The organism is Leptospira paudalimensis (assembly GCF_026151345.1).
Taxonomy (GTDB): Bacteria; Spirochaetota; Leptospiria; order Leptospirales; family Leptospiraceae; genus Leptospira_A; species Leptospira_A paudalimensis.
On the sequence record NZ_JAMQPR010000001.1, the window covers coordinates 611079 to 632411 of the forward strand.

21 protein-coding genes are annotated in these 21333 nt (G+C 37.4%); 14 read left to right on the top strand and 7 right to left on the bottom strand.

The features are described from left to right. Positions 1 to 13 precede the first annotated feature (13 nt). From ND855_RS02805 to ND855_RS02815, 3 genes are all read left to right on the top strand, one after another. Positions 14 to 409 (top strand): hypothetical protein, encoded by a 396-nt coding sequence (locus ND855_RS02805; RefSeq protein WP_265357101.1) that lies wholly within the window; start codon positions 14 to 16, stop codon positions 407 to 409. Between the two features lie 111 nt (positions 410 to 520). Then, positions 521 to 3649, top strand: a complete 3129-nt coding sequence (locus ND855_RS02810; RefSeq protein ID WP_265357102.1) for an HAD-IC family P-type ATPase — start codon at positions 521 to 523, stop codon at positions 3647 to 3649. A gap of 108 nt (positions 3650 to 3757) precedes the next feature. Further along, complete coding sequence (locus ND855_RS02815) at positions 3758 to 5029, top strand: hybrid sensor histidine kinase/response regulator (protein ID WP_265357103.1); 1272 nt, start codon at positions 3758 to 3760, stop codon at positions 5027 to 5029. Between the two features lie 12 nt (positions 5030 to 5041). On the opposite strand, the gene ND855_RS02820 is transcribed toward ND855_RS02815, so the two are convergent. Next, positions 5042 to 6073 (bottom strand): hypothetical protein, encoded by a 1032-nt coding sequence (locus ND855_RS02820; protein WP_265357104.1) that lies wholly within the window; start codon positions 6071 to 6073, stop codon positions 5042 to 5044. A 178-nt stretch (positions 6074 to 6251) separates the two neighbouring features. Then, complete coding sequence (locus ND855_RS02825) at positions 6252 to 6584, bottom strand: STAS domain-containing protein (RefSeq protein WP_108959454.1); 333 nt, start codon at positions 6582 to 6584, stop codon at positions 6252 to 6254. Positions 6585 to 6645: 61 nt separating this feature from the next. Between ND855_RS02825 and ND855_RS02830 the strand changes: the two genes are divergently transcribed. Then, complete coding sequence (locus tag ND855_RS02830) at positions 6646 to 6951, top strand: hypothetical protein (protein ID WP_265357105.1); 306 nt, start codon at positions 6646 to 6648, stop codon at positions 6949 to 6951. Here ND855_RS02830 and ND855_RS02835 read toward each other — a convergent pair. Both ND855_RS02835 and ND855_RS02840 read right to left on the bottom strand, forming a co-directional pair. After that, a complete protein-coding gene (locus tag ND855_RS02835; RefSeq protein WP_265357106.1) occupies positions 6948 to 7862 on the bottom strand; it encodes a hypothetical protein in 915 nt (304 codons plus the stop codon). The two genes, ND855_RS02830 and ND855_RS02835, sit on opposite strands and share 4 nt — an antisense overlap. Positions 7863 to 7920: 58 nt before the next feature. Continuing rightward, the gene (locus ND855_RS02840; RefSeq protein ID WP_265357107.1) at positions 7921 to 9333 is read right to left on the bottom strand and encodes an LA_3751/LA_3752 family putative glycosyltransferase; all 1413 of its coding nucleotides are present in this window, start codon (positions 9331 to 9333) and stop codon (positions 7921 to 7923) included. Positions 9334 to 9378: 45 nt separating this feature from the next. Here ND855_RS02840 and ND855_RS02845 point away from each other — a divergent pair, with 45 nt between their 5' ends. Continuing rightward, entirely contained in the window at positions 9379 to 10494 is a 1116-nt protein-coding gene (locus ND855_RS02845; RefSeq protein ID WP_265357108.1) for an SGNH/GDSL hydrolase family protein, read from the top strand. An 8-nt stretch (positions 10495 to 10502) separates the two neighbouring features. On the opposite strand, the gene cueR is transcribed toward ND855_RS02845, so the two are convergent. Next, positions 10503 to 10892, bottom strand: a complete 390-nt coding sequence (gene cueR, locus ND855_RS02850; protein ID WP_265357109.1) for a Cu(I)-responsive transcriptional regulator — start codon at positions 10890 to 10892, stop codon at positions 10503 to 10505. A 120-nt stretch (positions 10893 to 11012) separates the two neighbouring features. Here cueR and ND855_RS02855 point away from each other — a divergent pair, with 120 nt between their 5' ends. The 6 genes from ND855_RS02855 to purT are packed head-to-tail and all read left to right on the top strand — an operon-like array spanning position 11013 to position 16375. Beyond that, entirely contained in the window at positions 11013 to 11438 is a 426-nt protein-coding gene (locus tag ND855_RS02855) for a hypothetical protein (RefSeq protein ID WP_265357110.1), read from the top strand. Beyond that, on the top strand, positions 11431 to 11634 hold the full coding sequence (locus tag ND855_RS02860; RefSeq protein WP_265357111.1) for a heavy-metal-associated domain-containing protein: 204 nt from the start codon (positions 11431 to 11433) through the stop codon (positions 11632 to 11634). The genes ND855_RS02855 and ND855_RS02860 overlap by 8 nt, the downstream gene beginning before the upstream one ends. Then, positions 11618 to 13822, top strand: coding sequence for a heavy metal translocating P-type ATPase (locus tag ND855_RS02865; protein WP_265357112.1), 2205 nt, complete (start codon positions 11618 to 11620; stop codon positions 13820 to 13822). The genes ND855_RS02860 and ND855_RS02865 overlap by 17 nt, the downstream gene beginning before the upstream one ends. 33 nt (positions 13823 to 13855) lie before the next feature. Then, the gene (locus ND855_RS02870) at positions 13856 to 14668 is read left to right on the top strand and encodes a helix-turn-helix domain-containing protein (RefSeq protein WP_265357113.1); all 813 of its coding nucleotides are present in this window, start codon (positions 13856 to 13858) and stop codon (positions 14666 to 14668) included. 12 nt (positions 14669 to 14680) lie between these two features. Continuing rightward, positions 14681 to 15151 (top strand): ankyrin repeat domain-containing protein, encoded by a 471-nt coding sequence (locus ND855_RS02875; RefSeq protein WP_108959518.1) that lies wholly within the window; start codon positions 14681 to 14683, stop codon positions 15149 to 15151. Positions 15152 to 15196: 45 nt separating this feature from the next. Further along, positions 15197 to 16375, top strand: coding sequence for a formate-dependent phosphoribosylglycinamide formyltransferase (purT, locus tag ND855_RS02880; RefSeq protein ID WP_265357114.1), 1179 nt, complete (start codon positions 15197 to 15199; stop codon positions 16373 to 16375). A gap of 42 nt (positions 16376 to 16417) precedes the next feature. Here the strand turns inward: purT and ND855_RS02885 are convergent, their stop codons facing one another. Then, positions 16418 to 17167, bottom strand: a complete 750-nt coding sequence (locus ND855_RS02885) for an adhesin OmpL37 family surface protein (protein ID WP_265357115.1) — start codon at positions 17165 to 17167, stop codon at positions 16418 to 16420. Between the two features lie 186 nt (positions 17168 to 17353). On the opposite strand from ND855_RS02885, the gene ND855_RS02890 reads away from it, so the two are divergent. The 3 genes from ND855_RS02890 to ND855_RS02900 are packed head-to-tail and all read left to right on the top strand — an operon-like array spanning position 17354 to position 20531. After that, complete coding sequence (locus tag ND855_RS02890) at positions 17354 to 18850, top strand: ABC-F family ATP-binding cassette domain-containing protein (RefSeq protein WP_265357116.1); 1497 nt, start codon at positions 17354 to 17356, stop codon at positions 18848 to 18850. After that, positions 18847 to 19773, top strand: a complete 927-nt coding sequence (locus tag ND855_RS02895) for an ABC transporter ATP-binding protein (RefSeq protein WP_265357117.1) — start codon at positions 18847 to 18849, stop codon at positions 19771 to 19773. The genes ND855_RS02890 and ND855_RS02895 overlap by 4 nt, the downstream gene beginning before the upstream one ends. Further along, positions 19770 to 20531, top strand: a complete 762-nt coding sequence (locus ND855_RS02900; protein ID WP_265357118.1) for an ABC transporter permease — start codon at positions 19770 to 19772, stop codon at positions 20529 to 20531. The genes ND855_RS02895 and ND855_RS02900 overlap by 4 nt, the downstream gene beginning before the upstream one ends. Positions 20532 to 20585: 54 nt before the next feature. On the opposite strand, the gene ND855_RS02905 is transcribed toward ND855_RS02900, so the two are convergent. Continuing rightward, on the bottom strand, positions 20586 to 21305 hold the full coding sequence (locus tag ND855_RS02905) for an SCO family protein (RefSeq protein WP_265357119.1): 720 nt from the start codon (positions 21303 to 21305) through the stop codon (positions 20586 to 20588). Positions 21306 to 21333: the final 28 nt, after the last annotated feature.

Genomic DNA, 21333 nt, shown 5'->3' on the forward strand with positions numbered 1-21333 from the left:
TTTTTACCTATTCATGGTTGTTTTCCTAAGTGTGAATCTGTTTTCACAGAATGTTATTTTGGATTACAAAACCAAGTCAAAAAGTAATGAAATTGAAAGGACCTATTTGCTTGATTTGTTACGAGCGAGAATGTCCAACAAATTCAAACAGGAATTTATCTTTGTAGTCGAACACTTTAAAGTTTCTGGAGAGTATGCTTGGTTTCGTGGGACGGCAAAACGAAAAGATGGAAGAGAAATCGAACTAACCGAAGACATAGCCTATGATTGTTGTCATGTAGAAGCTTTATACAAAAAAAACAATGGGAAATGGCAAATATCAGAATCAGCAGCATTTAGTACAGATGTTTGGTGGGACGGAATCCAACAACGATATCCAAAAGCACCAAAAGAAATTTTCCAAGAATAGAGAATTGTCATTAAAGTTGCACTTCAGAATGTAATTTTACTTTTTTTGGCATCAAAACTTTGAAAGGAAAAAATGGATAGAAATTTGTTCCTTTCAAGTCCCAATTGATCCATGTTACTGGAATACTTAAATGTTGATTCCATTCAAATTTTGAATGATTCAAAAACTTGGGATGATGTTCACACCGCACTATTAAGTAAAATTAGAGAATTGGAAATCCAAGAAGAAATCCAATTCCATTTTCATTCGATTCCGAACCAAACATTTGAATCCATCGGACAAAGTATTCTCATCCCACATTTTCGTTCTAAAAAAATCAAAACTCCCGAATTGTTTTTGTTTGTAATCCCCAAAGGAATCTCAGTTGGGGAACAGAAAATCAGATTGGTATTATTCCAAATGATACCAGAAAACTTACCTTCGCTTCATCTGAGATTGTTACATGGACTTTCCTCTTTATTACCTCAAATTTTTGACGAACTAATGGTCTGCGAAAAAGAAGCAGAGGTTTTGGATGTAGTGCAACGCGGCGAAGTGAATATGAAACCAAGTTACAAAAACTTGAACCAAGCACAAATCGCATTTGAATTACAAACCGACATAGAATTGGGCTTAAGTGAAAAAGAAGCAAAGGTTCGATTACAAACCTTTGGTAAAAATGTAATCGAAAAAGAAAAGTCTGTTCCAATGATTTGGAAATTTATCAAAAGTTTTTTTAATCTTTTTGCTGTTTTATTATGGGTAGCAACTGGGCTTTGTTTTGTTCCAGGAGTCGACATGCCAGAGTTAGGTGTCGCGATTTTTATTGTTGTACTCATCAATGGAATTTTTTCATTTTTTCAGGAATCAAAATCTGATCATGCAGTTGAAGCCTTACGTAAGTTACTAGCAAATGAATGTCCAGTGATTCGTGATGGGAAGATAGTAACGATACCTGCCGATGAAATTGTACCTGGTGACGTGATTGTTTTGGCAGAAGGTGATATTGTACCTGCTGATTGCCGGATCATTGAATCAGAAGATGTTGAAGTAGACAATTCATCTTTAACTGGAGAATCTACATCTGCAAGGCGGTATAAATCGGAGAGTGAAATCGTATTAGAAGGAAAGTTTTTGTGGTTAGAGATGCCAAATATTCTTTTTGCAGGAAGTTCACTCATCAAAGGCAAAACAAAAGCTGTCGTATTTGGAACAGGCCAAACTACTGAAATTGGTCAAATTGCGGGACTCACTTCTAAAATTAAAAGAGTCGTAAGCCCTCTTCAAATCCAATTAAGACAAACGGTTATATCGATTTCATTATTTGCATTTAGCATTGGAGTGATCTTTTTAATCCTTGGGTATTGGGTTGCTGGACTTAGTTTCGTCCAAGCATTTTTATTTTTCATTGGAATCTTCGTTGCAAACGTTCCTGAAGGATTACTTCCTACTGTGACTTTGTCTCTAGCTTTGGGTGTCTCACGAATGGCAAAACGAAATGCGATTCTAAAAGATTTGTCGAGTGTGGAAACACTAGGTTGTACAACAGTGATTTGTTCAGACAAAACTGGGACACTGACTCAGAATCAAATGCGTGTTGTTGAAGTTTATTTTGATTCGAAGAATGTTTCTCCAGATGACTTAACAAAACTAGAAGGAAGTCAATTATTAATCGAATGTGGTTATTATTGTAATAATGCTTCCCTAGAACCAAATCCTTTAGGAGACCCCACTGAGTTAGCTTTGTTGTATTTAGCATCAGGACGGATTGTAAATACATCTGGAAAAAGAATTTTAACCAATGGATTTGATTCTGTTCGGAAACGTATGAGTGTGATCCTAACAAAAGAAAATTTTACAACGGCATTTGCGAAAGGTGGACCAGGTGAAATTCTTTCAATTTGTTCTCATGTATATGAAAATGGAAGTGTTGTGCCTTTGGATGACGAGAAGAGAAAAAAATTACAAACTGCTTCCGATGCATCCGCAAGATTAGGAAATAGAATCTTAGCATTCTCTTATAAACTGTACACAAATGAAATTGATTCCTTGGATTCATTAACTGAATCGGATGTTGAATCCAATATGGTGTATTTAGGCCATTGTTGTTTGGCAGATCCAATCCGGCCTAAGGTTCCAGAAGCCATAAAAAAATGCCATACAGCAGGGATTCGAATTCTTATGATCACGGGAGATCATCCTTTGACTGCGGAATCGGTTGGGCATTCCATTGGAATTGGGGGAGATAAACCTGTTGTGATCACTGGGGTCCAGTTGGATCAAATGTCAGATACAAGTTTGAGGGAGTGGGTGAGAAAGGGGGAACCAATTTTTGCACGTGTTTCTCCGTCTCAAAAATTAAGAATTGTAACCATATTGCAAGAGTTAGGTGAAATTGTCGCTGTCACTGGAGATGGAGTCAACGATGGTCCCGCTTTGAAAAAAGCAGATATTGGAATTGCAATGGGGAAAAGAGGAACAGAAGTTGCGAAGGAAGCAGCAAGGATGATCATTGTGGATGATGATTTTGCAACCATCGTATCCGCTATTGAAGAAGGCAGAGGTGTATTCGATAATATACGAAAATTCTCTGCTTATGTTTTAAATTCTAACCCACAAGAACTGATTCCATTTTTACTTTGGGCCATGTTCCCTGGTTTTCCATTGTTAATGACAGTGATGGGAGTCCTTGCTGTGGATGTGGGGACTGACCTAATCCCTGCTATGGGACTAGGATCAGAACCACCAGAAAAAGGTATCATGAACCGAGCACCTAGAAATCGAAATGAAAAATTGATCTCTTTAGGATTTATACTTAGATCGTATCTGAAAGAAGGGATGATTTTGTTCGGTGCTTGTATTAGTACTTATTTTTACTTTGTGTATACGGAGTGTGGTGGTGTGATACCATCTTCTCCCGATGGACTGAATATGACAAAAGCAAGTCCTGAATATTTGCAATCTTTAACAGCATTCTTCTTTCCCACAATTACAGTGCAAATTGCCAATGTTTTAAGTAAAAGGTCGAGAACTGAGTCTGTGTTTCAAATGAATTTATTTTCAAATCAAATCATATGGTTTGGAATTGGATTTTCATTCCTGTTATGTTATTTATTTTTTTATACTTCCTTAAGTTCTATCTATTATTTTGCACCTCTACCGTTTCATGTTTACTTATTTTCCTTTCACGGAACAGTGGTTTTGTTACTGTATTCAGAAATTGTAAAATACTTTAGAAGAAAAAAACTAATGTATACTTAGAATCATTCTTAAGCATTACGCTAGTTAATGTACGAGTCTTTCGCTTTCAATGATAAAATGCTGATCCAAGTAACTTTCATAGACTCATAACCGATTCAGTGGATCGAGTTGGAGAAAGGATCCATTTTGGAAGGGAAACGTATATTAGTTGCAGAAGATGATGCAGTTCTAGGATTTTATTTAAAACAACAACTAACAGAACTTGGTTACCAAGTAGTACATGCAAAAGATGGCAAACTTGCCTTGCAGTATTTTCAGGACAATCCATTTCCTGTCGTCATTACAGACCATGAAATGCCAGGTTTGAACGGCGAAGAATTGATTACCGCTGTAAACGCATATGATGTTGAGCCTGTTATCATGATGATCACTGGGAATACTGACCCAAAATTTATCGTGAAGGTGATGAAATTGGGGATTTTTGATTATATCATAAAACCAATTCAAGATTTTGAAATCGCCATCAAAGTGAAACGAGCATTCGAATTTTATGGGATGAAACGTGTTGAAACAATCTCACGCAAAGAACAACAATTGAGATTAGAAGGTCAGTTAGAATGGATCCAATGGAAAGAAAAGATGAGTTCTGTTGGAAAATTCAAAAGACAGAACCAAAATCTCTTTGAAAGTTTAAAACATAGTTTTTGCCAAGGTGCTGGATTCGGTGCTTTGGTTTCCATTTTAAAAATGATTCGAGATACTTGTGAGTTTGATGGAAAATTTTACAAAATCGAAACAGAGTTAATGGAGTTAATCCAAACAAACGCTGATATGGCAGAGAAGTCTTTAAATCAATTTGCGGAGATTGATTCATTGATAAGCTCAGATGTAACCCTAAAAAAATACACAATCCAAGAGTTTTATCAGGAATTAAAAACTTGGCTCGATGAAATTTCAGATATTCTTAAGATTCAGAATCACAAAGTTGTTATCAGTGATATCAACCAAAACCATTCAGTAAAATTTTTATTAGTGAATGGAATCTGTTTTAAAAAATCATTTATAGAGATTATGACAAATGCTTGTAAATTCTCTGTTCCGAATTCTACTATAACAGTCATTATTAAAGTGGAACTGGAATGGTTTAAATGTGCTGTATACAACGAACCAATCCCAAATTATGATGGTACGATTGGTATCCCAATTCAATATGAGCATTTAATTTTTGAACCATTTTATCGGTTGTCAAAAAATGTTTTTGAGCGGTATGGAACACTTGATTTCGGTTTAGGTTTGAGTTATGTCGATACCTGTATCAAAAAACATGATGGCAAAATATCAATTTTTAATGTGAAAGACCATTTGGATTGGAATGGGAATCCGAAAACCAAAGTAGCCTTTCAACTTGCTTTACCGATCCAACTGATGAACAAATCTTAAGTTGGGGTCTTTTTAGTGTTTATGTGAATGTCGCTTTTTTAATTTTAACACAACCACTAACATTGTAATAAAGATCGGAAACAAAAAGGCAAATAATACATTGCTATTCGATAAAAAGATTGGCATTTGATTCGAAGAGATCCATTGGTTGAATCCATTGATATTCCATCGTACACTGTGTTTCCCTGGACCCTGTCCTTTCTCCACTTGTAAAATCATTTCCTTTTGGATCGTAACCAAAGTACCAACAGGGATTGGAAAGACATTGATGGGATTACTATCATAAAGTTGGCCAGTGTTTGGATTTGTGGTTCCACAGTAATTGGTTTCACATTGTTTGCAACTACCAAGATCACTTGCATTCTGAAGGTTACCAGCAATGTATGCATTCTCTAGATAACCTTCCAATTTACGATGTTCATTTCCAAAGAATGTACAAGTTGTAAAAAAAGAATCTTCTGTTACAAATTTTAATAGAAGAGTATGTGATCCTGCATGTCCATCACCATCATTCGTCAAGATTGGAAATTCCTTGGGCATTAAGAATTCTGCTTTTCCAAAAATAGGAAATGAATCAATACATTGATTATCACTCCAATATGTTTCACATTGGATGTTTTTTAATTTGTTTGTTTGCAATTGGAAACTATACATTTCAATATGTTCTTTGTCTTTTGGGAACTCTTGGCGAAAACAGATCAAATTTGATTTGGAGTTTGATGGATACGTTTCAGCAGGTACTTCTAGTTCTTCCACCATTGAAAGACCAACAAAACTTCTAGGATCAGTGGTTTTGATGGAACCATCCTCATTGTATAAAAACGTAACACAGTTTGTATTCAATTCATGAGAAGCACAAGTTTTAAGATCTCCTTTTTTGTATTGGATAAATACTCCACCATAAATCGGACAAAATTCATCCGTGGAAGGTGGAGCAAGTATGGTAAGATGGATTGTTGTAGGAACTGTTGGATCTTGGATGGGATTAGGAGTTTCAGGAATTGAATTTGAATTTTGTGATGAGTTTGATCCTAGAAGTGCCAAAACCCATAAATAAGAAGTTTGTTCTTTTTTTTCGCAACTTTGTAAGAGCAGAATGGATATTAGAAATAGGAAGAATGTTCACTTCATAAGGAGTATGACGGAATCAAATTTCATACCCTTACAAGTTTGTAAGGAACTAAGGAAGAATTGTTAGGTTCAATTCGTACGTTTCCGTAGATTAATCGATTAAATGTAAAATGGTATCGAGTTTGTTCAGTCGAAAGACGGTTCGAATCAATTTATTCACTCCAGAAAGTTTTAACTGAAGATTTTGAGATTCAAGTGCGGCATGGTATTTCATCAATTCACCGATGGTTGCACTATCCAAGGACATAGTGATCTCCGAAAAATCGAGTTGAACATCTTCTTTCGAATTTTGAATGGTAGACATAATCCTTTCACGAAACCCACTCAGCCCATCGAAAGAAATATCTTCGTTTTTGATTTGAATCACTACTGCCAATGTTCTCTCTTTTTTTTCCGTATTGAAAAATTTGAAAGAATTTTTCATGACAAATGGCAAATTCTGTCTTGTTTTTTAGGATTCAAATTGTTTGAATAGTTTCTTACCTATGTCCGTAAGCAATCGCCAAATCAAATTAATCAAGGAAGCGGCGGAGTTACTTGTTATGGAACACCGCCTAACAACAGATGATGCGGTATTGGTGATATCTTCTGCACTGAAAAAAGAGTTATCTGCCAGGCAAACGACATTCGAAAAACTTGAAAGTGGATCAAAAATCGACAGAACCAGTTTCATTCGAAGTGTAGTGAAACATGTTCAAATCTCTCTAGAAAATAATCCTTATTGGCGTTCTCATAATTTAGACAAATCCATCGAAAACTTTTACCAAGTCCTACACAAACAATGGGATTAGTTTGCACCAGTGTCTTGATTCATGCCATCAGCTTCACAATAATATAAAGTCGGAAATTCATTTGTTCTGTAAAATTCAAAGGTAAACTTTTGTGTTTCCTTTGGTAAAAAATTTTCTTTCTCCAAAACAAAACTTCCATAATCACTCACTAAATTATCACTTCCTATGATCAAACAATTGATGCGAGTAAAGTTTGCAATGGAGATTCCTTGGTTTTGGATTTTCCCCGTTAGGAGTGTACCTTTGTTTTTTATTTTTTTAAGTTCAATCGATTTTAAAATCAAATCAGGACGATTCAAATCTCCTTCATGTGTTGTCGCTGTCACTGTTATTTCGTAATGATGGTATCTTGGAATTTTGGACCACAAAACTGCAAATATAACAGATTCATTATTTGCGATTAGATTTTTTTCTCCATATCCATCACTGGAACCAATGGTTGACCCATCCTCATTGAATAAGGTCACAGTGAATTTTGGCATGAGTATGGTAGATCCACTCGTATTGGTAAAGGTTCCTACAAAGTAAGAATTTCCAATGGTATCCGGTAATTCATTTGTGTAATCAAAATCCCCTTCAGGATGGATTTCAGATGTATTGTTGTTTGGGTTGATGATGGTGTTTTGAGTCTCGTCTACTTGAGTAGAAGTTGTTGTGATGTTTTGGAAAAATGCAGTGAATGTGCTCCCAAGGATCAACCAACCAATCACGACAGACATTATAATGTATTTGTATTTTGCAAAATTAGTTGGATCAGAATTTTTTTGTGTTCCATAAACTTTAGGAGGTGGTGAGTCGTAAATGGCACCTGATGGTAGTTTGTCGAAACAATCGGAACACCGGTACACGGTTGCAGATTCTTGATAAATATTGGTACTACCACAACTTGGGCATTGTTTCGATTGGGTCATTTTTTTACCTGGTAAAGAATGGTTTCAAACTTTTCAGAAAGCAAGCGAGAAATTAATTTCATGGGAATACCCTTTGGTAACGTGTAACCATAATTGGCAACATTGCATTTGGTAATGGGTATTGGTCCACAAAGCGGAATTCGCAATCATTGTCATAGTTGGGAATCACAAGCGGATTGGGGATGGGATAAGGTGACGGAGGTAATTCGACAAACACAAAAGATTTGATGTGGTTTTTCGCCAAAAATGCACCAAAGGCATTCTCTTCTGGATTTTTCTTTAGTAAAAATAGGTTTTTGTTTTGTTCAATCAGTGGTAAGGCAACGAAGGAAAAATCTGAATTATTAAATACAATTGTTTGTTCGGGGATTTGGTTTAAGGATGCCAATGTATTGGATTGGAATTTTGAAATTTTAATCAATTCCTTTGTTTGGTATTGCCATTGGTAGATAGAATAGATCGTGAGAAGTATCACCAAAAGGATACCAACATTCTTTCGATGTAATGTTTCGTAAAGATTGGAATGAAATGATAAAACGTAAAAAGGAACTAAACAAAATAGATATCTCGGTGTATTGTGTCCTCCGGTGTTAGGTGATGATAATATAATCAAGCAAGTAAAGAGAAATAAAATTAGATTTTGTAATTTGATTTTTTTTTGAAAAATACTAATAACACTTAAAATTAAAAATATAGTGAATGCCGGAATTTGTTCGATTAACAAACGAAATAAATAAACAACGATTTCCAAATTCCAATGGTATGTGGAATTTTTGAAAAGCCGAAGAGGGAAAACGGTAGAATATAAAATAAAATTGGTGGTAAGAAAGAGGAAGATGAATAGAACAAACCACTTTAAGTATTGTTTCCAAATGTTTTTCCATTCAAAATAAAAGGGAAGTAAACAAATCACAAAAACAAATTCCGGTCTCATCCATAACAAAAATACACTTAGTAAGGATGCGAAGAAAACGTATTGTTTGTGGATGATATACAATAAGAGAACTTCTAAAAAAAATATAAAAATCGTATCGTGGATTAAGTTGGTATAAATTGGAATCGAAGAACCAAACAAAAGAATAAGAGAAAGGGAATGGTCTCGTTTGATTAAAAAAAAGAGCCGTATAACCAAAAAGAAAAGTATGAATTGGATCAATTGTATCCCCGTTTTTCCTCCGATCCAATAAAAGGGAGAAAATAAAATGGGATATAAATTAGGGAAGGTAGAATCGATACTGTTGTTAGTTAGGTGAAAGAATACATTCGGTAAGGGGAAAAAATCTAAGTTCGGGTCTGTAGTGATAAAAAGATAAGGTAGGTGTAAAGATCCTTTCAAAACTTGTTTCAATTGCCATTCAAACAAGGAAAAATCGGAGAATGATACAGTTGGGATTGTTTTGAAGAAAAAGAAAAGGATGGTTAAAAAACCAACTCCATATAAGAAACCTATTGCTTTTTTAGAATGGATCATTTGCAATCGAAACTAACACAATTAAATCAATTCAAAGTATCATCAATGAAAAAAGTAGTTTCTCAATCAAAATCGAGACCTTGGTCAAAACTGGGAGTATTCCTTTCTTTGATTGTCGTTCTTTGTTTTGGACTACGTTGGCTCGACCAAAATCAATTCCAATACAATTTGCCTTATGGACATTTTCATTATCCAAAGGACCAAACAATTCCATTCTTTAGAAAGGGAGTACCGGAACCTGGTAAAATTGGGAAATTTGGTATTCGTGAATCAACTTTAAAAAACAAACCTAATTGCCACTCACTATTTTTAGGAGACTCACAAACGTTTGGTTCTGGTATTTTTTGGAAGGATACTTTTTCTGAAATCTTAAATGAAGAAACAAACTGCCAATGGACAAATGTAAGTATGCCTGGATTTACATTGGAAAATGAATATGCAATGTTTCAAGAGATCAAAAATGAGATACCTTTTGAACATGTATATTTAGTTGTGTATGGCAATGATATTTATGAAACAGGAGAGACACCTGATTATATCCACTTTGTAGACAAACAAAAATGGACCACCAAAGTTTTGGGATTGTTTCTACCCAATTACACTTGGCTCGTATTAAAAAAACAATATTTTGATTCAGTCCAAAAGAGAATGGAAATTGAGATTCAAAAATTTGCTAATACCAATTACCCAAGCAAACAAAGTACCCCACCTTTCAATGAAGAAGAAACGGGAGAGGAAACATTTCCTTCCTTTCGAACTTTATATTCCATCAGTCCAAATTATTTCAAAGAATCCTTGGATGTGAATTCAGTATCCAATCAAAATTTCCTAAGATGGAATCGTATTTTGTTACGTTTGTTTTCAGACTTACAAACAAATCATAAGAACTTTACAATCATTTATATCCCACTTGATGTGGAATTTGATCCAAAACGATTTGATGTGTATCAAAAAATTGGATTTTCAATGGATAGAAAATGGTTGGTTGGCGATTCGGAATTCATTCTCGCATTACGAACTTTTAGTGAATCAAACCAGATACAATTGATTGATATGCGTAAAATTTTTAGAATTCATAACCGACTTTTGCAAAAAGAAGACATTCACTTCAATGAAAAGGCAAATCGTTTGATTGCAGATGCCATCAAACAATCAATGTAATTTTCTCTCTAATTCATTTCTAAATTTTTTAGGATAGGGCAGTCGGGCCTATGGTCACCATGGCAATTGTGGACCAAATGTTTTAATGTATCTGCCATATCTTTGATTTGTTTTAATTTTAAATTGAGATCTTCTAGGTGTTTTTCGGCAAGTTGTTTCACTTGTCTGCTACTTCTGGATTTGTTTTTCCAAAGACCTAATAAACTTTTAATGTCTTCCAATGAAAATCCAAGTTCTCTTGATCGTTTGATAAAACGTACATAGTGTACGTCATCATCTGTGTACAGTCGATAACCATTATCATTCCTTCTTGTCTCTGGGATAAGTCCAATACTTTCGTAATGGCGAATGAGTTTGGATGAGACTCCAGATGATTTGGAAAGTTCCCCAATATTCACAATTTTCCTCCTAAAATATTTGAAAAAAAAAGTAAAAAAAACGAAATCGCCTATTGACCTTCCAACGATTGGAAGGTTTACACTAGGATTCATGATAACAAAGGAGTTAACATAAAAACAATGAAAAATCTTATTAAAATCACTGTTTTTTCGGCGTTTCTAGCGATCCAACCCATCGCCGCGCACGGAGAACACAAACCAGGGCCAAATGGAGGTGTGATCAAGATGCCTGGTGCATTTCACACAGAAGTTTTGGCTTACCAGAATCTCGGATTTAAAGTATATCTTTTGGATATTAATTTTGAAAATCCGACTTCCAAAAATTCGAATGTGACTGCTAGTATTGTGAATGCCGGCAAAGAAGTCAGACTGAAGTGTGCTGGCCACCCAGATCACTTTTACTGTGAATTACCAAAAGGGGTCACACCAACAGAAGGAGAGTTACTTCTTTCTCCTGTTTGGAAAGGGCAAAAAGGGGCAAAGGTAAAATACAAACTGCCATTAAATGAAATAAAAGAAGAGAAGAAGGAGCATCACCATGGTTAATTATAAAATAGAAGGAATGACTTGTAATCACTGTAAGATGACTGTAGAAAAAATATTTTCTGCAAATGGAAAAAAAGCAACTGCTGATGTAGATTATGAAATTGTATCAGTGAATGAGACTCTAACAGAAGAGGAGTTGGAAAAACTCCGAAACCGTTTGAGTGAGGATGGTTATACCCTTGGAAACGTTAAATAAAACCACAGAACATACGTTAGACCTTTTTGGGATGACTTGTGCGAATTGTGCCCTTCGAATTGAGAAGGGCCTTTCCAAACTCCCAGGTGTAACGGATGTGAGAGTCAATTTTGCTCGTGAATCGGTTTTCCTTCGGGCAGAAGAACAAATACCAGTTGATACACTCTTAAAAACAGTGGAGTCTCTTGGTTACCAAGCAACAGAACATGATCCAAACAAACAATCAGAAACAGAAAAAAAACAGAAAGATCACATTCGAGTTTTAAAAATTCGATTCATCCTTTCTACACTTTTTTCAGTTCCTCTGTTTTATGGAATGGTGACACATTTCCAATTTTTATCATTTTTACCAATGCCCCATATTTTGATGGACCGATGGGTGCAGATGATCATCGCAACTCCTGTTCAATTTTTGATAGGGTTCCCTTTTTATCAATCTGCCTACCGTGCTCTTCGCAATGGAACAGCTAATATGGATGTACTTGTGGTGATTGGAACAACGGCGGCGTATGGGTATAGTATCTTTGGTAAAGATTTATATTTTGAGACATCAGCTGTCCTCATCACATTTATATTAGGTGGTAAGTGGATTGAACATATGGCTAAAGGAAAAAGTAGTGATGGGATAAAAGCACTACTTTCACTTCGCCCAGAAACTGCTACAGTGAAATCGAATGGAGTTTGGACAGAAGTTCCCAATGAATACCTAAAACAAGGCGACTTGGTTCTTGTGAAAGCTCTGGAACGATTTCCAATGGATGGAATTGTTGCAGAAGGAGAAAGTTTTGCCGATGAATCCATGTTAACTGGTGAGAGTATGCCAGTGGAGAAAAAACTAGGAGATAAAATCCTCGGTGGAACAGTGAATGGGAATGGGTCACTGGTTGTGAAAGCCATGAAGGTAGGAAATGATACCACTTTATCCCATATCATCAAATCGGTAGAGGAATCTCTTGGAACCAAAGCTCCCATCCAAAGGATTGCCGACCAAATATCAGGTTATTTTGTACCAGTAGTCATTGCCCTTAGTGTCCTAGACTTTTTTGTTTGGTACTTGATTCTGGCACCTGGTGAGATTACAAAGGCGATTGAAACAAGTATCGCCATCCTTGTTATTGCATGTCCTTGTGCACTTGGGCTTGCAACTCCAATCTCACTCCTTGTTGGAACAGGAAGAGCCGCCAAACGCGGGGTACTCTTTCGTAGTGCAGAGGCGTTGGAATCAGTTTCAAAGATCAATATGATCTTCTTTGATAAAACGGGAACTCTCACGGAAGGAAAACCTAAGGTAACAGGTGTTCTCGCATCTGACGTTTCGGAAGATCAAAAATCTTTAGTCTTTGGACATGTGCTTGCTATGGAAGAAACTTCCGATCACCCTTTGGCAAAAGCCATTTTGGCCTTTGGAAAAGAGAAGGACTATCGATCTGGTGATCTTGGGATCGTAAAAACGATCACTTCTCCTGGTGGGGGAATCCAAACCGAAATTGCAGGTTACGAATATTATGCCGGCAAACAATCGTTTGTGGAAGAGAAGGGGTTTTTGGTTCCAGCTGGTATCAAAACTGGTGTCGAAGAGTGGAAGAATGATGGTGTGAGTTTGGTGTTCGTTGGAATCAAAGGGAAAATCGATGGTATGATCGTTTTTCGCATCGAAGACCAAATCCGTGAATCCGCAAAACAAGCGATTGACGACTTACGTTCCATTGGAGTAGAACCCGTCCTTCTAACGGGAGACAATCCAATAGCAGCAAACAAAGTCGCGAAATCAGTTGGGATCACTACTGTGTATTCCAGTTTGTTACCCGAAGAAAAAGCAAAAATCATCAAACAACTGAAGGATTCCAATATCCATAGTGCAATGGTGGGAGATGGGATCAATGATGCTCCTGCACTTGCTTCTGCTGGTGTCGGTATTGCGATGGGAACAGGATCAGACATTGCCATCAGTACGGCGGATGTTGTACTTGTGAATGGTGATATCCAAAGGATTGTGGACTTGATCAAAATCGGTAAGGATACAGTATTGAATATCCGCCAAAATTTTGGATGGGCGCTTGGATACAATTTACTTGGAATTCCGATTGCTGCTTCTGGTTTACTTGCTCCATGGGTAAGTGGTGCTGCCATGGCGTTTAGTTCTGTGTCCGTTGTCTTCAATGCGCTTCGTATGAGTCGATGGAAATAGGAAAATAAAGAGAGAAACACTAGGAACCAATTCGTGGACATTCAATTTATAAAACCTCCTTCTGAATGGGAAACTTTTGTGAAAGAGTTTTGGGTTTGGAGGGAAGTAAAATCAATCGAATTACCTTGGATCATACCGTCTTACGAATGTGAGATGGTTTTTCATTTGGGAGAACCGCCGATGGTAGAAACAGAATCGGGTGAAACCTTTTTATTGCCTAAATCCCATCTGGTTGGCCCACAAACAAGAAGGTGGCGTGTTCTCTCACCTTCCCACTTAAACTTAGTCTCCATCCGTTTTTATGTGGCATCTCTCTATGCTCTCTTTTCCAAACAAGGTCTACCGTTAAAAAATCAATTTCCTGAAATACCATTTAACAAGCATTTGGATAAGGTTTTCCAAGGAGCAAAAATTGAGGAAACAGATCTCATCCAATCATTGTCGGAGTACTTAAAGAATTTTCCTGGGAAACAAACAGATGTTCCGACTTATATTCGATTTGCACTGATGGAATTAACCAATCCTAAAACCAGTATCAATTCGCTTACAAAAAAATTAAGCATCTCAAGAAAACAATTGGAACGAAAATTCCAGGAAGTGGTGGGACTCAATCCATCCGAATACCGTTCTGTCCATCGCGTTTTATCTCTTGTAAGGAATCCCGAACATTACCAAACAAACAATCCAAATCTTCGTCTAACCGATATAGCACAGAATTTTGAATATGCAGACCAGTCTCATTTTAATCATGATTTTAAACGGAATTCGGGAACGATCCCAAAAGATTGGTTTGCAGAATTTGAAAAAATGTCTCATTTTTACAAGCAATCAAACGAGGATAAGTGATACGATATGGGTATGATCCAAAACATAATCGATTTCGCATTGAAATCCAAATCCAATATTCGGCTTCGCAGTTTGTGTTCTGCTATCACCAGGGGTGACAGAGATAGTTTTGATTTGTTGTTATCCGATGCAGAATTAAAAAAAATTTGTTTAACTGAGTCTGCTTTACTACTGGGGCTTGCAGTGGTCGAAGTATCTGATCTTTATTTTCTAAAACGATTACTCGCCATTGGTCTGAATCCCGACGAACCAGATAACATGGGTTTGTATCCAATTCATAAAGCCACAGAAACAGGGAATATCGAAGCAGTGGAAGTATTATTGTATGCAGGTGCAAATCCCAATGCCGCAGATCCGAGTGGTGTCACTGCCTTACACATTGCCAATAGTTTTGATGGACTAGGCGAATTGTCTGACTTACTCATTCGGATGGGTGCCAATATTTACCAAAGAGACAAACTCGGAAAACGTTATCTGATGTAACGATTCGTTCTTGTCGTACAACTAGGTGTCGAAATCTTTACGATTATGATAGGAACACCATTTACGCAACAGGCAACAAAACTCCTCCTTCTTGGTTCAGGAGAATTAGGAAAGGAGGTAGCAATAGAAGCCAATCGATTGGGTGTCCATGTCATTGCTGTGGATCGTTATCCAAATGCACCTGCTATGCTTGTGGCACAAGAGTCTCGTGTCATCAATATGCTCGATCCAAAAGAGTTAGAAGCAACCATACGCGAGTTAAAGCCAAATTATGTTGTGCCTGAAATTGAAGCCATCCATACAGAAACTTTAGTCCGTTTAGAATCCGAGGGATTCAAAATCATTCCCAGTGCCAAAGCCGTGAACCTCACTATGAACCGTGAGGGAATTCGAAATTTTGTAGCAAAAGAATTAGGTTTAAAAACATCTGCTTATCTATTTGCAGATACAGAAGATGATTTTTCAAAAGCCATCCATACGATTGGATACCCTTGTGTGGTAAAACCCATCATGAGTTCTTCTGGAAAAGGACAGAGTTTGGTCAAAACAGAATCTGACATCCAGAAAGCTTGGGAATACGGCCAAACAGGAGGGCGCACTGGCAAAGGGAAGATGATCATTGAAGAGTTCATTCCTTTTGATTTTGAAATTACTTTACTCACAATCCGTCACATTGGTGGTACAAGTTTTTTACCACCAATAGGGCATAGACAAGTTAATGGAGATTATGTGGAGTCTTGGATGCCCCAGCCAATGTCAAACTTAGCATTAGAATCTGCAAAACAAATTGCTGAAAAAGTCACAACAGGGCTTGGTGGTTTTGGAATCTTTGGTGTAGAACTTTTTGTCCAAGGGGACGAAGTGTACTTTAGTGAAGTATCTCCAAGACCACATGACACAGGACTTGTCACCCTGATCTCTCAAAATATTTCTGAATTTTCATTGCACGCGAGAGCACTACTTGGCCTACCAATCCCTGAACTCATATTCCAAACACCAGCCGCTAGTTCTGCGATCTTACTCGAAGGAGATACCAAGTCACCTGAATACGTGGGACTAAAGGAAGCTTTGTCGATTCCAGGAGTTGACATTCGTATTTTTGGAAAACCAGAAGTGGTTGGAAAACGCCGAATGGGAGTTAGCTTAGCACTTGGCAAAACCATTGAGGAAGCAAAAGAAAAAGCAAATCGTGCAAGGGACTTCATCCAATTAAAAACTACCTAATGGGAACATCTGAAAGGATTAATCGATTGGCCAACACAGATTTTATTTCAGTGTTTCGTTTTGGTTGATGGTTTGGGTTTTGAAATTTGTCATTTTGTCTTCATAGATACTTTCTTCTCGGAAGGGGAGAAAGGCATTGTCGTAATGGATGGCGAGGTATTTGGAACTCGGACCAAAACCACGAATGAGTTCTGATTCAATGGTTTCAAAATCATAAAACTCGATTGAATCCATGTACTGTCCATCATGGAGTAAGTTTAAAAAAATAACAAACTTGCCAGAATGTTTTAAAATCTTGAGAGCAAACAACATTTCTCTCAGTTTCAAAAGATACAAATAGGGACGTATGTTCCTTGCCATCACCAATTTTTGTTCCGCTTCACTGACATCACGTAACGCCAAACGTAAAAAAGCCTTGGTTTGTGTTTTTTCTTTGTCTCTTGCTTTTCTGCCAAGTAACTCAAGTTCACTTCGAACAAGTGTTATGTTTTTTGTAAGGATTTTATCATAAAGTTGGATGAGTTTGTATTGTGTTGAACGAACAGCAAGGTAAGCTTCTCCATAATTTCCTTGGATATGAAGGCTTTTGAAGCGTAGGTATTCATCGATGATGTTTCGGTATTCTATTTTATCTTCCGCGTCTCCTAAATGGATGACACTGGAATCGAGGGAACGAACGAGGAGGTAGTTTTCTTCTGCACCAAAGGCCACTTGTAAGTTTCCATTCGAGTAGGACGAGTCCACTCCTAACAAACAAAGGCCTCCTAGTAAATACAAAAGATAAGTTCGCACAGTACAGTTTCGGTCTTTTGGGAGTCCAAAAAAAGTTCATAATTTCTAACGTTTGTGCCTTAGTGATTATGTCAGAAATTTTTCATTAAATCCTTAAAAAACACATTTGATTCCAATTCTTTCTACTCGTCCTTTCGGATACTTTTTGCATCTTGGTTTTATCTCTACTCTCCCTTCGGAAATTATATGATCAAAATATCTGGCTTAAACAAACAATTCAATGGTAACGTTTTATTTGATGATTTACAATTCAGTGTGAATCGGGGGGAAAGGGTTGGACTTGTCGGTCGGAATGGACATGGAAAATCAACCCTTGTCCAAATCATCCAAGGAAAAACCGAACCTGATTCGGGAAACATCACAATTCCCAAAGGATACCGAATCGGCCACTTGGAACAACATTTGGTCTTCACCAAACCAACCGTACTCGAAGAATGTGCACTGGGTCTACCGGAAGGGGATGAGTACGAAACATGGAAGGTAGAACGCATTTTATTCGGACTTGGCTTCTCCGAAAAAGACATGGAACGTAGCCCCGAAGAGTTTTCCGGTGGGTACCAAATCCGAATGAACTTGGCAAAACTTTTAGTGTCTGCACCCGATATGCTCATCTTGGATGAACCTAACAACTATTTGGACATTGTCACCATACGTTGGTTAGAGGAATTCCTTAAGGAATGGGAAGGAGAGATCATTCTCATCACACACGATCGAAGTTTTATGGACAGTGTTGTGACTCATACAGTCGCCATCCACCGTACAAAGGCAATCAAAGTGCAAGGTGATACTGAAAAGTTGTACACTCAAATCAACCAAGCCGAAGAAATTTATGAAAAAACTCGATTGAATGAAGCCAAAAAACGCAAACAAGAAGAGATGTTTATCGCTAAGTTCAAAGCAAAAGCAAGTTTTGCAAGTCGCACACAATCTCGTGTCAAAAAATTAGAAAAACAAGGTGAGATGAAGGCACTTGATACCATTGAAGATATGGAATTGTATTTTAATAGTGCGCCTTTTTCCGCCAACCAAATGTTAAGCGTAGAAGATGTTTCATTTTCTTATGATGGAAAATCTCCTTTTTTGTTTGAAAATTTTTCCATCAGTGTTGGGCCAGAAGATCGAATTTGTATCATCGGAAAAAACGGAAAAGGAAAATCAACCCTTCTCAAATTGATAGCGGGTGAACTCACTCCTGTGACAGGTAGTGTGAAAAAACACCCTATCTTAAAAGAAGGATACTTTGGGCAAACAAACAAACTGAACATGAACGAAAGTAATACGGTTGTCCAAGAAATTATGAGTGCTGATCCCAACTGTTCGGAAGGGAAAGCTCGTAATATTGCTGGTGGTTTGATGTTCTCGGAAGACCTTGCCTTAAAAAGAATCAAAGTGCTTTCAGGGGGAGAAAAGAGCCGAGTGTTACTTGGAAAAATCCTTGTGACTCCTTGCCACTTACTCTACTTAGATGAGCCCACAAACCACTTGGACATGCAATCTTGTGACTCGCTCATTGAGGCGATTGATAACTTTGATGGATCTGTGATCATGGTTACCCACAACGAAATGCACTTGCGCGCTGTGGCCACAAAACTCATTGTATTCGATGATGACCGAGTTTTTGTCTATGATGGTGGTTATGACGACTTCCTCAGTGACATTGGCTGGAAGGATGAAACCGTTTGAAACCAATCCTAACTGTAAAACAAGTTTCCAAGTCCTATGACAATGGTTTCCAAGCACTCAAATCAGTGAATTGGGAAGTGGGTGAGGGAGAGATCCATGCCCTACTTGGACCCAATGGTGCTGGGAAAACCACTTTAATCAATTTGATCTGTGGGATCGTATCACCTAGTTCCGGTGAGGTGAAAGTCTCTGGATACGATATCATCCAAGATTTCAAAGAAACAAGGTCTCTCATTGGACTTGTCCCACAAGAACTCAGTGTCCATGCTTTTGAAACCGTTTGGGCGAGTGTGAGTTTTACTCGTGGTTTGTATGGAAAACCAGCAAATCCTAAATACATCGAAGAAGTATTAAAATCCCTTTCTCTTTGGGACAAAAAAGACCAAAGGATCATGACTTTATCTGGTGGGATGAAACGAAGGGTTTTAATCGCCAAAGCATTGTCACACGAACCAAAAATTTTGTTTTTGGATGAACCAAGTGCTGGTGTGGATGTGGAACTCCGTAAGGATATGTGGAAGATTGTAGAATCCCTTCGTAAAAATGGTGTCACCATCATCCTCACAACCCATTATATCGAAGAAGCAGAGTTAATTGCCGACCGTATCTCTGTGATCCGTAAGGGAGAAATTTTCCTCACCGAAAACAAAGACAAACTCATGAAACAATTGGGAACCAAACAATTGCGGATTGAATTGAAAAAATCAATCAAATCGATTCCAAAGTCGTTATCAAAGTACAAACTAGAACTTTCAGATAACAATACCACCTTTGTATTCACGTATGATCGTTCGGATGATAGTAGTGTGATGACCAAACTTTTGGATGATCTCAAAAAAGAAAAAATCCAATTCAGTGATTTGAGTACAAAACAAAGTAGCTTAGAAGAAATTTTTGTTCAGTTATTACAGGAGCCCGTATGAATTTCCATGCAATCCAAGCGATTTATCAATTTGAAATGGCTCGTACATTTCGTACGTTATTACAAAGTATAGCCTCTCCTGTTTTATCTACATCTTTGTACTTCATTGTATTTGGATCTGCGATTGGGTCTCGGATCCAAGAGATTGATGGAATCCATTATGGAAGTTTTATTGTACCAGGCCTTGTGATGTTATCACTCCTCACAGAAAGTATTTCCAATGCATCCTTTGGGATTTATTTTCCCAAGTTCAATGGAACCATTTATGAAATCCTTTCGGCACCTGTGACCATGTGGGAAGTGGTGATTGGGTATGTGGGAGCTGCGGCCACTAAATCACTGATGCTCGGGATTCTTATGCTCATCACTGCTTCTTTTTTTGTTCCCATTCGCATTGACCATCCATTTCTGATGGTATTTTTTCTCCTACTAACATGCATTAGTTTTAGTTTGTTTGGGTTTGTGATTGGGATTTGGGCTGACAGTTTTGAAAAACTACAAATGATTCCGATGCTTGTTATCACTCCTCTTGTGTTTCTCGGTGGGAGTTTTTATTCCATCCAAATGTTACCCAGTTTTTGGCAAAAAATCAGTATGTTTAACCCAGTATTGTATTTGGTGAGTGGGTTTCGTTATAGTTTTTTTGAACGAGCGGATGTTGCTTTGTCAGTGAGTATTGGGATGATCCTTGTGTTCCTTTCGGTTTGTTTGACTGTCACATGGCTTATCTTTCGTACTGGGTACAAAATCAAAAATTAAGATCCCTAGAATCTTCGATTCGTTCTCTTCGATTCCCCTTAGGAACCCAACCAATTATTTGGTGAGGATCCTAAGGTCTGCGACTAACCTCTGTATATCGCCCGTACCTTTGGCGCGGTAAATCCCCCGAAGGTATTTGTTTCCATCAAATAAAAAAATATTTTCGGTATGAACAAATTCGTATTTGTTTTTTTCCACAGAAAATCCTTCGACTTCCGCCCCACATGTGGTTTTGGCAAACGATTCAATGTCCAAAAGTTCCCCTGTATAAAAATTCCAGTTTGGGTTTTGGATTTTGTAGAGAGTGCGGTACTTGGAAAGAACTGCGGGTGTGTCTTCCTTTGGATTGATGGAGATGGAATGAATTTCTAAGTCATTGAATTCGGCTAACTGTGGTTCAATTTGGATGATATTTTTTGTGATCATCGGACAAATCCCACGACAGGTTGCATAAAAGAAAACAACCAAACTGATTTTAGGGGAATGTTCTCTGAGTAGGATTTGGTTTCCCAAATGATTTATGAGTTTGAATCCTTCGGGGATTTGGTGTAAACCAGAGGTTTCGTTTGGAACTTTTGTCCAAATGGGATCAAAGTCTTTTCCAAAAAAATAAGGCAAAGAATCCGTTTCGGGAGAAGACTGGTTTTCCTTACAATTTCCCAAAACAAACAAACTTACCAAACAGAAAAGAAAGATGGAAATGGTTCTAAGAATCGATTTCTGAAAAAAGAAATTTGGTTTTATCAGATTCAGACTTGGTTTTGTTTCATTCATTTGTAAAAGGGTACCTTCCCTTAAATCG